The organism is Streptomyces sp. NPDC058464 (assembly GCF_042721035.1).
Classification (GTDB): Bacteria; Actinomycetota; Actinomycetes; order Streptomycetales; family Streptomycetaceae; genus Streptomyces.
Window position 1 is genome coordinate 80,608 of the sequence record NZ_JBHXMA010000016.1, and the last position, 12,611, is coordinate 93,218.

12 protein-coding genes are annotated in these 12,611 nt (G+C 71.1%); 5 read left to right on the top strand and 7 right to left on the bottom strand.

Annotated features, from left to right (window positions below; translation table 11 throughout):
• Positions 1 to 54 precede the first annotated feature (54 nt).
• Complete coding sequence (locus ACFWPQ_RS21855; RefSeq protein WP_384037080.1) at positions 55 to 1,041, top strand: macro domain-containing protein; 987 nt, start codon at positions 55 to 57, stop codon at positions 1,039 to 1,041.
• A gap of 123 nt (positions 1,042 to 1,164) precedes the next feature.
• Here ACFWPQ_RS21855 and ACFWPQ_RS21860 read toward each other — a convergent pair whose 3' ends face one another.
• The 5 genes from ACFWPQ_RS21860 to ACFWPQ_RS21880 all read right to left on the bottom strand — a co-directional run bounded on the left by ACFWPQ_RS21860 (position 1,165) and on the right by ACFWPQ_RS21880 (position 5,968).
• Positions 1,165 to 1,869: a TIR domain-containing protein gene (locus ACFWPQ_RS21860; RefSeq protein ID WP_384037421.1), complete on the bottom strand. Its 705-nt coding sequence runs from the start codon at positions 1,867 to 1,869 to the stop codon at positions 1,165 to 1,167.
• 2 nt (positions 1,870 to 1,871) lie between these two features.
• Positions 1,872 to 3,500, bottom strand: coding sequence for a hypothetical protein (locus ACFWPQ_RS21865; protein WP_384037083.1), 1,629 nt, complete (start codon positions 3,498 to 3,500; stop codon positions 1,872 to 1,874).
• A gap of 57 nt (positions 3,501 to 3,557) precedes the next feature.
• Positions 3,558 to 4,295 (bottom strand): hypothetical protein, encoded by a 738-nt coding sequence (locus ACFWPQ_RS21870; protein WP_384037086.1) that lies wholly within the window; start codon positions 4,293 to 4,295, stop codon positions 3,558 to 3,560.
• Positions 4,296 to 4,998: 703 nt separating this feature from the next.
• Positions 4,999 to 5,187, bottom strand: a complete 189-nt coding sequence (locus ACFWPQ_RS21875) for a hypothetical protein (RefSeq protein ID WP_384037089.1) — start codon at positions 5,185 to 5,187, stop codon at positions 4,999 to 5,001.
• Positions 5,188 to 5,410: 223 nt separating this feature from the next.
• On the bottom strand, positions 5,411 to 5,968 hold the full coding sequence (locus tag ACFWPQ_RS21880; protein WP_384037092.1) for a DUF3291 domain-containing protein: 558 nt from the start codon (positions 5,966 to 5,968) through the stop codon (positions 5,411 to 5,413).
• Between the two features lie 253 nt (positions 5,969 to 6,221).
• On the opposite strand from ACFWPQ_RS21880, the gene ACFWPQ_RS21885 reads away from it, so the two are divergent.
• Positions 6,222 to 6,821: a hypothetical protein gene (locus ACFWPQ_RS21885; protein WP_384037095.1), complete on the top strand. Its 600-nt coding sequence runs from the start codon at positions 6,222 to 6,224 to the stop codon at positions 6,819 to 6,821.
• Positions 6,822 to 6,972: 151 nt separating this feature from the next.
• Here the strand turns inward: ACFWPQ_RS21885 and ACFWPQ_RS21890 are convergent, their stop codons facing one another.
• Entirely contained in the window at positions 6,973 to 7,470 is a 498-nt protein-coding gene (locus tag ACFWPQ_RS21890; protein WP_384037098.1) for a hypothetical protein, read from the bottom strand.
• A gap of 265 nt (positions 7,471 to 7,735) precedes the next feature.
• Here ACFWPQ_RS21890 and murJ point away from each other — a divergent pair, with 265 nt between their 5' ends.
• On the top strand, positions 7,736 to 9,403 hold the full coding sequence (gene murJ / locus ACFWPQ_RS21895) for a murein biosynthesis integral membrane protein MurJ (RefSeq protein ID WP_384037101.1): 1,668 nt from the start codon (positions 7,736 to 7,738) through the stop codon (positions 9,401 to 9,403).
• Between the two features lie 249 nt (positions 9,404 to 9,652).
• On the top strand, positions 9,653 to 10,093 hold the full coding sequence (locus ACFWPQ_RS21900) for a VOC family protein (RefSeq protein WP_384037104.1): 441 nt from the start codon (positions 9,653 to 9,655) through the stop codon (positions 10,091 to 10,093).
• 12 nt (positions 10,094 to 10,105) lie between these two features.
• On the opposite strand, the gene ACFWPQ_RS21905 is transcribed toward ACFWPQ_RS21900, so the two are convergent.
• On the bottom strand, positions 10,106 to 11,443 hold the full coding sequence (locus tag ACFWPQ_RS21905; RefSeq protein ID WP_384037107.1) for a CdaR family transcriptional regulator: 1,338 nt from the start codon (positions 11,441 to 11,443) through the stop codon (positions 10,106 to 10,108).
• 194 nt (positions 11,444 to 11,637) lie between these two features.
• Here ACFWPQ_RS21905 and ACFWPQ_RS21910 point away from each other — a divergent pair, with 194 nt between their 5' ends.
• Positions 11,638 to 12,603, top strand: a complete 966-nt coding sequence (locus ACFWPQ_RS21910; protein ID WP_384037110.1) for a substrate-binding periplasmic protein — start codon at positions 11,638 to 11,640, stop codon at positions 12,601 to 12,603.
• Positions 12,604 to 12,611 lie beyond the last annotated feature (8 nt).

Consider the following 12,611-nt stretch of genomic DNA (forward strand, 5'->3'; position numbering starts at 1 on the left):
ACTCTGCGTCAGCCCATAGTGACCGAAAGATTATCATGATGCCTTGGGGAATCCATGAGTTCGGGTGATTCCGGCAGGCTGGACCCGATCGGCCCGATACGGCCCTCCGGCCCGATCCGGCCACGCCCCCCGCGCCGCCACCTCCGCTCCCGCCCGCACCTTCCTCCGTATCTGCGGCTCCGTCTGCCCCGGGGCACGCGGCGCGCCCGGCAGGTCTTCGCGCGCGACACGATGGTGGCGTTCGGCGGGGTGTCCGCCGTGTTCCAGATCGCGGGCCCGTTCGTGCCGCACAGCGCCTCCGGCGCGGTCGTCGGGCTGTCGGTGGGGGCCTGCCTGGGCTGGGGGCTGCTGCGGTCCCGTCCGGCGGCCCGGGTACGGCAGGTGTTCCGGCGGCCCGACATGACGGTGGTCGTCGAGGCGGGGGACGTGTTCGACCAGCCGGCCCATCTCGTCGTCGGGTTCTGCGACACCTTCGACACCCTGTCGGCCGGCGGCCGGGTCATCAACGGCGACAGCGTGCAGGCGCAACTGCTGGACCGCCGCTACGGCGGCGACGTGGACCGCCTGGACGCGGAGCTGGGCGCGGCGCTCGCCTCCGCCCGGCCCGTCGCGCGGGAGGAGCGGGCGGACAAACCGCTCGGCAAGCTCGACCGCTACCCGGTCGGCACGGTGGCGGTGCTCGGCACCCGGCCCCGGCTGGTGTTCGGCGTGGCCTACAGCCGGATCGGCAACGACTACGTGGCCTCCTCCGGCGTCGAGGACCTGTGGCGGGGCCTGGGCGGACTGTGGGACGCGCTGCGCGCGCACGCCCAACTGGAGCGAGTGGCCATGCCGTTGGTCGGCTCCGGGCTGGCGCGGCTCGGCCACCTCGACCGGGACAGCCTGCTCCGGCTGATCCTGATGTCCTTCGTGGCCCGCTCCCGGGAGGCCGCGATCTGCCGCGAACTGCGCCTGGTCATACGGCCCGGGGAGCTGGAGAGCATCGACATGCGCGAACTGGCCGCGTTCCTGGGCGCCTTGGCGTCCGATTCGGAGCGGTAGCGCGGCACGGAGCGGTGGCGCGGCACGGAGCGGTGGCGCGGCACGGAGCGACAGCGCGGCACGGGCAAGGGGGCGGGTGGCCCGCGGCCCCCGCCCCCTCGTCCGTGCTGTCCGTGCCGTCCGTCAGGCCAGTCGCCGGTAGGCCGCCAGGTTCCTGAAGTACGAGGTGTCACGCCAGTCCGGCCGGGTGTCGTCGAGGTCGCACTCGGCGCCCTTGAGCCGTTCGACGATCTTCGAGACGGCGGTCTCGGAGCCGTCGAACCGGATCACGTTGCGCCCCGCGAGGTCCGCGGCAGGCCGCACCTCGCCGACCTCCACGATGATCGTCCGCTCCGGGTAGGCCATCAGCGCCATGCCGAGCTCGATCAGCACGTTCTGCCGGGGCTGGCCGGTCAACTGGGTCTCGTAGGACTGCTCCCTGTCGCCCAGCAGGTGCGGATGGAGCTTGGCGACGTCGTCCGGGGTGAGCAGCACGAGCGCCGCCTGCGCCTGTGACAGCGCCTTCTCGATGACCTCGCCGAGGAACGGCGCGGTCCCCCCGGTGTTCCGCACCAGCCGCTCCCACTCCAGCGGACGCAGGTCGAGCCGGCGCAGCAGCCCGAACATGGCCGTGCGGACCTCCTCGTCGCGGCCGTGCACGACGAAGACGCTGCGGCTGCGGCCGTAGTCGGCGCGCGCCTGGGCCGCGCGCGCCGCCTCCTGCTCGGCGCTCTCCTCCGCGGACCGCCCGTCCTGCTGCGGGGTGTTGTAGACGTTGTACCCGAAGCCGCTGTTCCGGCCGCCGACGATGTTCTGGCTGTTCTCGCCGAAGGTGTGGCCCTGGCTCATGGTCACTTACCCGCCTTTCCCGATGAACCGCCGTCCGACGGCCGGTAGTCGTACCCGAAGTTGCTGTTCTCGCCGCCGAAGATGTTCTGGCTGTTGTCGCCCAGCAGGATGTTGGTCTGCGCGCGGTTGTGCTCGACGAGGTCCACGTCGTGCTCGTAGAGGAACGCACCGATGGTCTCGAGCAGCCGGCGCTCGACGATCTGCATGTACTTCACCGCGTCGGACTGCTGGAAGAAGTGGTGGTACGTCTCGCTGGTGGCCAGTTCCCGGACGCTCGCCAGCGCACCGCAGTTGCGCCAGCGGTTGACGTAACGGCCGATCCGGAACTCGCTGGTGTCCGTCGTGCGGTCCGAGAGCAGCAGCGCGATCGCGGCCCGCCTGGCCCTGCTGACCCGCCAGGGCTGTGTCCACCGGACCGCCCACCCCGGCAGGAACCGCTCCGGGACCAGCAGCAGCGGCCACAACCACAGCGACATCCACCAGCGCACCATGGCCGTGAACATGTCCCACGCCACCCGCACCGCCAGCCGGCCGTCGACGGCGCTCGGCAGCTGGTCCACGAGGTGGAAGTCCGCCACGAGCGGCCCGAGCACATAGGTGTAGAACTCGGTGTGCAGCGTGTCGCCCTTGAGGTCGAACCCGACGAAGATCGAGGTCACCAGCTCCTCGTCCCACGACCCGACGCGCACGCACAGGTACTCGCGGGCCGCGTCGTAGTCCTCCCGCCAGTGGATGCCGGACAGGCCGTCCGCGCCGGGCAGGTCGTCCGCGCCGGGCAGTGCGGACCAGCCGGCGCCGGTGGTGCGGTCGTTGGTGCGGATCGCGGTGGTGTAGCGGCGCTGCTCGACGGTCAGCCCCTCGATCCGCTCGTCGGGGCGGGTCTCGTCGCGCAGGACGGCCCGCAGCCGGGCGGCGACCTCGCTGGTGATCTCGTCCACGGTGAACGAGACGACCTGCCTGCGCTCGACGGTGTCGAGGTCGGGCGGGGTGCCGTCGGTGCTCTTGCGCGCCATGATCCGGGTCTTCGGGGCGCCGAGCAGCAACTGCGCGTTGGACCAGTCCCGCAGCGGCAGGCCCGCGCCGACGAAGGGCCGGTAGCCGCCGTAGAAGACCAGTCCGCTGCGGCCGGCCTGCTCGTGGTCGATCTTGCGGGCGAGTGCGTCGGTCAGCCGGGGGTGCGACGGGCAGGCGCCGTCGAAGCCGCCGTCCGGGCCGCTCTCCCGCACCCGGGTCATCAGCACGTGCAGGGTGACGATCCGGCGCAGATAGGCCGCCGCCCACGGCACCCAGCAGAGCAGGACGACGCCGAGGAACGGGTTGAGCACCCCGTTGCTGAGCAGCACCAGGATCAGGACGTCCACGCCGACCGCGACCGCCCACTGGATGCGGCGCAGCCGGCGCGCGGCGAGGGCGTGGGCGAGGACCGACACGGCGTCGTACCCGTAGGAGGGCGCGACGACCCGCCACCGCCGGTGGAGCAGTTCCCGGATGACGGCGCGCCGGTAGCCGGGATGGAGGTAGGCGCCGGCGGACAGCAGCCGGGTGGCTCTGGTGCGCGCGTACGCGCGGTGTTCCGGCGGCTCCTGCGGTGCCGGGCCGGGAGGACTGGGGTCGAGTACCTGTGTGGCCATGGTGGTTCAGCGCTCCGCTCGTGCGGGCGCACCCCTGCGGGCACGCCCCGGTGGGTGTCAGCCGGTCTGGGTGGCCGTGCCGCTGGTGATCACGCCGTCCTGGACGGTGTAGGTGGCGTCGTACGAGTGCGTCGTGCCGTCCGTCTGCAGGGCCTCGATGGTCAGCCGCACCTTGGTGCCGGTCACGGAGACGATGGCGATGGTGTCCTGCGCGGTGGTGGAGTAGCCCGAGACGAAGCTGTCGTAGCTGGAGTCGAGGTTCTTGCCGCCGAGGGCCCAGGCGGTCTGGTAGTCGCGGGCGGAGATCGCCGCGAAGTAGGCGGTGACGACGCCGCCCGGCCCGCTGCTCGCGCTCGCGTTCGGGGTGGCGGTGGCAGTGGCGATGTCGGTGGCGGTGTCCGTCGGGTAGGTGCCCCAGCCGTCGGTCGCGGTCGCCTCGGGGGTGCTGGTGTCGCCGTACGGCCAGGCGGACGCCGTCGTCGGGTCGGCATAGGTCGGCTGGCCGCCGTCGCCGCCGCCGTCCGACCCCGAGGTGCCCGAGCCGTACAGGCCGGAGCCGTCACCGGACGACCCGAACGCGGCGGACGATCCGGACGACCCGGAGCCGCCGGACAGGCCGCCGATCAGGGCCAGGAGCAGGGTGAGCAGCAGGGGCGTGGCGATCACCACGAGCCCCCAGGTGCGGGCGGGGCCGCCCGGAGGTATCAGCCCCGGGGCGCTGTAGAAGGGCGGCGCGCGGTGGGTGGACGGCGGGTCGGGACGCTCGGCGGGCGGCGTCAGCCCTGGGTCGGTCATGGGGTTCTCCAGCGGTGACGGCAGTGCACCGGGCCCGCTCCGGCCGACCCTGCGGCAGGTCCGTACGGGGACGGACCTGTCCTGGGCCGACGGTGAACAGCGGTGCGCGGCAGGGTGGTTGACGCCTCCGATGCGACCAGCGCCGCCGCTTCCGTGGCCAGAACCGAGCTGCTTCCGATCCGCTTCCGGCCCGCTACGGACCCCTTCGGACCCGCCGCCCCGCCGCCCGCGCCCCAGCCATGGGAAATCTCCCCGCCCGCCGCCACGCCATCACCGGATCCGGCCACCGACGCCCGACGGCGTGAAGGCGAAGGCAGGCGCCCCGGCGCATCCCGACTTCCCGTCCGTTCCCGCGCGGGAGTGGCACGGCACCTCGCCGCGTCACCACGACTCGGCCTGCAGGAAGAGCGTGATCACCTCCGCGAAGAACCAGACGGAGAACCCGAGACAAGCAAGCCACAGCCCCCACAGGACCCAGCGGGCCTCTCGTCGTATGCGCATGAACGGATCATCCCCGCCGCGGTCCCCGAGCACCTCACGAATTCACGCACGGCTCCAACAGTCCCTCGACAAAGGTGAGTTGAGGGAAGACCATGGTGCCCCAGCGGTGACCGGGGCACCGGGCAGAGGGGGTGCTCGTCTCGTACCGCCGAGGGCTGCGCGACGGCTGACGGCCCCTTTGACCCGAGTACCCGGCTACCGCCTACCGCCTCTGCGCTCGGTAGCGCTTCATCAGCACGGTGATCCGCCCTTGGTCCGCCCCGCCGTTGAGCTCGGCCAGGAGATCGTCGGGACACAACTCGTAGAGATCTCCCCACCATCGGCGGCCTCGGTTGTCCCAGATGCGGTAGCCACCCGGCACACCCCTGGCGACGTAGCGTCTCCTGCTCACCGTCCCTCCGCTCCTCGTACCGCTCCTGCCGTCGGCCAACCTGGGCCCCGGCGCGGACCATACGGAGGCTACGGAGGCCGGGTCCGTTTCGGCGAGGCAATATGAGCCAGCTGAGCCAGCTGAGCCAGCTGACCGGCGCGGCGACGCCGCCCGGGAATCGGCCCGGTCGCCGGCTGATCGACTCGCGCTGCCGTTTCCGCCGAATCGAGGTCAGGCTTCCTTGTCAGCGAACCTGGTCGCTCTGCGGCCCGATGCCTTCGATCCTGGTCGGAGTTCCGTCCGGGGCGAACGAGTGGTGGAAGGTGAAGGCGTGCGGCGCGGAGCCGTGGTCGCGGAGGTGCTCCAGCCTGGACACCCCGTCCTGCCAGGTGGGTATCACGCCGTCGGTGACCCACCAGAACACGTGACTTGGGTGTCCTGTCCTCTCGAACCAGTCGTAACGCCTGTTCAGCGCCTCACGGTGCGGACCGGTGTAGACGGCGTCGAAGGCGGAGCGCAGGTCGGTCCAGAGCGAGAGGGTCGCGGCCAGGGCGGTGGTCTGCGCCGTACGGCCCTTGCCGTACCAGGTCGGTACGGCGAACTCTCCCCAGACACCCCAGTCCGCCTCGAAGAGCACGCCCCGGTCACCGCCTGCCGCTTCCGCGTGCGCGAGGTACCCGGGATGCTGACTGATCTTCGGGTAGACGGCCTCACCCATGTCGTAGAACTCGCGCGTGAGAGGTGCGGGATCGGCGAGAGGTGACTTCAGGACGCCGAATGTGTACAGCGCAAGACGGGGCATGCGTCTCTCCCTGGTCGGGGGTGCCTGCTGTGGGCCCGGTTCGGTGGCGGTGAAGGTAGCTGCCTCTGCGGCCCCTGTCGAAGTTGCGTTTTCCCTGTCCAAGTGGCCTCCAGCAGCTGGGCGGATTCCGCTGCCGCAGCCGCGCCTGCCCGCTTTAGCACGACCGGGTGAATCCCTCAGGTAAGCGGCAACCGCACGCCATCTGCACATGTCCCACATTTTGCTTTCGACAGCAGGCATCTGAGGGGGACCCATGAGCAACCAGCAGCCGCAGCATCCCGGATGGGTCGGCCCGCAGCAGCCGTACAGGCAGCCGCCGTTCCTGCCGCAGCCGCCGAAAAAGGGACCCGGCGCAGGAAAGATCATCGGTCTCGGCTGTCTCGGCCTCATCGGCGTGGCCGTCGTCCTCGGCATCGCCACCGCATCCGTCGGCGGCAGCGCCTCGAAGCCCACGTCCACCACCACGACCGGCAACAGGGCGGTCGCGGGCGCCAAGGACGACAGCAAGGAGGCCGGCGACGAGAGGGCCGTCGACAAGAAGGCCGACGCCCCGAAGACCGTCGTCTTCAAAGTCTGGGGAACCGCCCCGGCCGGAGTGCTCGGCGGTCTCGACATCACCTACGGCTCCGACAGCGACACCCGCCAGGGCGTGTTCAGGGACGGCAGGTTCGAGGCCACCCTGCCCTTCAAGAAGGGGGCGATGTACTACACGCTCAACGCCCAACTGCAGGGTTCGGGGGACATCAACTGCAGCGTGACCGTGGACGGGCAGACAAAGTCCGCGCACGCGTCCGGCGGCTACAACATCTGCGACGCCCAGCTCAGCAGCGACTTCACCGGCGGCTGGCGGTAAGGGTGGCCGCGGCTGCAGAGCCGGCAGCCACGGGGACACCGACCCTCACGCCGTCGTACGAGGGGGTGACCGCCGACGGCTTCACCATCGAGCTGAGAACCGGCGCCGAAGGCCGGATGTGCAGCGGCCCGGCTGACAGTTGCCTCCGGTCTCACAGGCTGCACCGGCAGTAGAGATGGGCGCCCGCCGTCCGTGCGCGGGACGCCAGGGCTGTGAACGTGTCGATCGTGTCCTTGGCGTCGAGGTAGTCCGTGAAGTCGACCTCCTCGATCTCGTACCACTGGGCCGCCACCATCGGGACGGCGTCCTCGGGGAGGGCGGCAAGGATGTCCCGCCAGCGATCGGGGAGTTGCTGGAGGACCAGGCCCGTGTTCCAGGGGGAGCCGGGGTCGGTGGGCTCGCCCTGGGGGTACGGCGGTTCGGGCCAGACCAGGTCCGGCGCGTCCTGCTGGTCGGCGAAGGGTATGCCCTCGGCGTGGGCGACCAGTTGACCGAGGACGACGTTCGGGTCCAGGCCCTTCGCGTCGATCCAGTCCGCGCCCGCCTCCTCCAGCGACGTCCCGCGGAGCCAGTCGCCGCCGGGTCCGATGGCCTGGTCCACCGCCGAGGTGTGATCGGCCGCGTGGAAGTAGTCGTACAGCACACCCATGTCGGTCTCCGTCGTTCACCGGGTCCTGGGCCCAAGTAGAGCAGGCCGCACCGACACCGGGCCGACGCAGCCGTTTCCCCTGGCCGAGACGGCAACGCGGTGGCAACGCCACGTGTCCTTCGGCGTCTTGCCGCGGCGGCTGCGCCGCCTCGTCCCCCTCTCCCAGGTCGAGGCTCTCCGGCAGTCCGTCGGGGGAGGGGCGGGCGTCCGGTCGTGGCTCGTTCTCCGCTGCCTCGGGATCGGGCCCGGATCGTAGATTGTGCCCATGATCGAAGAGGCATCGTCGGACCGGTCGGCCACGAGGCGGAGGCATGCCGCGCCGAAGAGGGCCGAGGGAGGAGGCCTGCTGCGCTCGTCCGCGTCGATGGCGGCGGGAACGGTGGTCTCGCGTGCCACCGGGCTGATACGGCAGGTGCTGCAGGCCGCCGCCCTGGGCACCGGGCTGCTGGCCACCACCTACAACCAGGCCAACACGGTGCCGACCAGCCTGTACTTTCTCCTGATCGGCGGCGCGCTGAACTCCGTCCTGGTGCCTCAGCTGGTCCGGGCCCGCGCGGAGGACCCCGACGGCGGCGCCGCCTTCGAACAACGCCTGGTCACCCTGGTGCTGTGTGTCCTCGGCGTGGGGACCGCGCTGGCCACCTGGGCCGCCCCTGAGATCATCAGCGTCTACCAGCGGGACACGCCCGCCACGCACGACGCCTTCGAGCTGACCGTGGTCTTCGCCCGCTTCCTGCTCCCGCAGATCTTCTTCTACGGCGTGTTCAGCATCTTCGGCCAAGTCCTCAACGCCCGCGACCGGTTCGGGGCGATGATGTGGACCCCGGTCCTCAACAACATCGTGCTGATCACCATGTTCGGCCTCTACCTCGGTCTGCTGACCGCCCCCGAACAGGTCTCGGACCTCACCGGTGCGCAGGTCAGGCTGCTCGGAACAGGGACCACGCTCGCCCTGGCCCTCCAGGCGCTCGCCCTGATCCCCTACGCCCTGGCGGCCGGCTTCCGCTTCCGTCCGCGCTTCGACTGGCGCGGCACCGGCCTGCGCAAGAGCGTGAACGCGGCCCGCTGGACCCTGTTGTTCGTGCTGGCCAACCTCGTGGCGAGCACGGTCGTCACCCGCCTGGCCTCCTCCGCGGACGCCGCGCTGCCGCACGACGGCGTCGGCTACACCGCCTACAGCTACGCCCAGCAGATCTGGATGCTGCCCCAGTCGATCGTCACCGTCTCCCTCGTGACCGCCCTGCTGCCGCGCATGAGCCGGGCGGTGGCCGAACACCGTGTCGACGACCTGCGCACGGACCTGTCCCGCGCGCTGCGGGTGAGCGGCGTGGCCGTCGTCCCGGCCGCCTTCTTCTTCCTCGCCTTCGGACCGCAGATCGCACAGTTGCTGTTCGCCCACGGCGCCGCGGACGCCGCGGCCACCCGCCCCCTCGGCCACATGCTGCAGGCCTTCGGCCTGGGGCTGATCCCGTTCTCCGCCCAGTACCTCCTGCTACGCGGCTTCTACGCCTTCGAGGACACCCGCACACCGTTCCGGATGGCGGTGTGGATCAGCGCCATCAACATCGTCCTCGCTGCGGCCTGCCACCTCCTGCTGTCCCCGCGCTGGGCCGTCACCGGGATGGCCGCCGCCTATGCCCTGGCCTACGCGATCGGCCTCCTGCTGACGGCCGTACGGCTGCGGCGGCGCACCGAGGGGCTGCTGGACGGCCGGCGGATCTGCCGCACCTACACACGGCTGGCAGCCGCCGCCACCGCTGCCGGCGCCGCCGGCTGGCTCATCGCCCGAGTCTGCGGTCAGGACCTGGCATCAGCCTCCTGGACACCGGCGCTTTCCCTGGCCGCGGGCGGCACCACCATGGCCCTGCTGTTCGTCCTCATGGCGCGGCTCCTGCGGATCGGGGAACTGCGCAGCCTGCCCGGGCTGGGGTGAACCCAGCACCCCCGGACCGGACGGCGACGGGACACCGTCTGGCAACCACGGTGCGGGCCTTCGTGGGAGCCATTTGCGTCGTGGTGGCGGCGGGTCGGTACACGCGGATGAATCCGGCCTGAGGCGCGGTCCGGATCTTCCGGAGTCCGGCGGCCTGCGGATGTCGAGAACGTGCCACCGGCTCCGTCCCAGGGACATCAGCGGTCACGCGGCCGCCACCGGCCGTACGAGGAAGACGGAGAGACCAGCATGGCGATTCAGCGGATGGACAACGTGGGCATCGTCGTCGAGGACATGGACGCCGCCATCGCGTTCTTCGTGGAACTCGGGATGGAGCTGGAGGGCAGGGCGGAGGTCGAGGGCCTCTTCGCCGACCGGTGCACCGGACTCGACGGCGTCCGCTGCGACATCGCGATGGTCCGGACCCCGGACGGTCACGGCCGGCTCGAGCTGGCGAAGTACCGCAGTCCCGCGGCGAGCAGTGCCGGGCCGCGCAACCGGCCGCACAACGTTGTGGGCACGCACCGCGTCATGTTCGCCGTCGACGACATCGAGGACACCGTTGCCCGCCTGCGCCCGCACGGCGCCGAACTCGTCGGCGAGATCGCCCGGTTCGAGGACAGCCATCTGCTCTGCTACCTGCGCGGCCCGGAGGGCATCATCGTCGGACTGGCCGAGCAACTGCGCTGAGACCTACGACCCTCAGCCGTGATCGCGGTCGGCTCCGCTGCCGGAGTCGGTGCCGCCGCCCAACTGGTCCGCCAGGCAGGCGAGGTAGAGCGCCATGGTGGTCCGGTGTTCGCGCAGCGGGCGGCCGGTGATCTGCTCGATCTTGTTCATCCGGTAGACGACGGTGTTGCGGTGGACGTGCAGGGCCTCGGACGCCCTGACCAGGTTGAACCCGCTCTCGCACCAGGCGGTGATCGTGTCGCGGAGCGCCGGCCAGTCCGGCTGGGTGCGCAGGTCCGCGGTGGTGAGGTCGACCAGCCGGTTGCGGGCGGACTGACCCACCGCGGTCAGTACCTGGTGGACCCGCAGATCGGTGATGAGGTGGACGGCGGAGCCGCCCGCCACGCGGGTACCGAGGCGAAGCGCCTCGCACGCGTCCTGGTAGGAGTCGCGCAGTCCGCCGACGGAGGTGGCCGGCTCGCCGATGCCCGCACGGGCGGCCAGCCCGTCCTGGGCGGCGATGGCGTCGGTGACGCGGCGGCAGTCGGCGGCCAGGGACTCCGTGGAGCCTTTGGCCGGCAGCCGGTGCAGGACGCCGATCCAGCCGGGGGCCGTGGCGGCGATGATGTCCTGGGGGTCGGCGAAGACCTCGCCGACGGTGCGGAGCAGTTCGGAACGGACCAGCGCCAGGGTGGGCGCGGCCTGGCGGTGCGCGCTCTGGCGGTGTGCGCTCTGGCGTTGCGTGCTCTGGCGTTGCGTGGTCTGGCGTTGCGTGGTCTGGCGTTGCGCGCTTTGGCGGTGGGCCGCGCGGTGGTCGGCGCGGTGGGCGGCCTGGCGGTGCGCGGCCGCGGTGGGCACGGTCACCTCGAACGCCACCGCGACCCGCCGCAGCCGCAGGTCGAAGCCGAGTTCGGCGGCCCGGAACACGAGGAACTCGCCCTCGACGACCTCGGGATCGTAGGCGGCGATGTCGGCGAGCAGTTTCTCGCCCGCGCGCTCGGCCAGCAGCCGGGAGCGCAGCATCACGGACTCCCGCAGCAGGATCTCCGTCTGCCGCTTCACCAGCAGCCCGAAACGCCGGACCTGGGCCGGCGTCCCGGTGATCCCGACCGTCCCCACCGCCTGCCCGCCCGCGATCAGCGGCAGCGTCATGCCGGGGCGCACACCGCGCAGCTGCTGGGCCTGGGACGCGTTGTGCGTGGCGGCCTCCTGGGTGCGGACGACCTGCACGGACGCCTCGTGGAAGGTGCCGACACGGCTGCTGTCGCCGCTGCCGATGACCATGCCCTCCGCATCGGTGATCAGCACGTTGAAGCCGATGACGGCGGAGGTGTCCCCGGCGATCTCCTGCGCGAGTGACGGGCTCAGCACGGGCGTTCCTCCCGTCGCGGGGCGGGCCTGGCTTGGACGCACCGTACAGGGAAGGGAACGATTCCAGCCACAACTGTGTACGAAGTGACCGGTGACGTACGGCGGGCCGCTCCTTAGCGTATGGCCCCAATCACCTCCCCGCCGGGGGCACAACGCGGTGAACGGCGGGCTCCCTCAGCCGGAACGGAAGGCCCATGCCGATGATCCGTGTGCGCTCCATCGCCGCCTCTTTGTCAACTTTCCTCCTGCTTTCCTCCGTTGCCGCCTGCGGCTCGGGCGGTGACGACGCCCCGAAGAACGTCTCCGCGAAGACCGCCGCCCTCGGCACCCTCACACCCGGCGTCATCAAGGTCGCCGTCGAGCCGTACGCGCCGTACACCACCGTCCAGGGCGGCAGGATCGTCGGACTGGACGGCGACATCCTCGCCTACGCCGCCAAGAAGCTGGGCCTGGAGATCAAGCCGCAGGTGACGGACTTCGCCGGCATGCTCGCCGGGGTGCAGTCCCGCCGGGTCGACCTCACCATCGGCGGGGTCGCCTGGTCCGCCGACCGGCAGAAGCAGGGCCTGTTCACCGACCCGCCCTACTACTCGCCCCCGGCGATGGCCGTCCGCGACGGCAAGACCTACAAGACGGTCGACGACCTGGAGAACCTGAACCTGGGCACGGTCGAGGGCTACGTCTGGGTCAAGTCCATCCAGTCCGTACCCGGCGCCAAGCTGCACGCCTACCCGGACGCCAACGGCGTCTTCGACGACCTCGGCGCCGGCCGCATCGACGTCGGCTTCCTCGACCCCCTGCTCATCATCGCGGCCCAGAAACAGCGCCCGGACCTGAAGATCAGCACCGAGTACCTGACCCCGCCCACCGCCGCGCAGGTCAAGGCGAAGCCCGCGTACTCCTACTTCCAGCCGTACCAGACCGGCTTCTACCTCCCGAAGCAGGAGCCGAAGCTGGAGAAGGCGATCTCCGCGCAGATCGACGCCATGTACCGGAACGGCGAGTTGGCGAAGCTCATCAAGAAGTACGGCGGCGATCCCGAGCAGTTCCTCAAGCCCTCGGCGGGCATGGCCGCCGCACGCCGGGGCGTCGACCGCCCCGCCGACTGGACCCCGCCGACCATCGGCTCCACCGGCTCCACCGGCTCCACCGGTCAGTGAGGGGATGA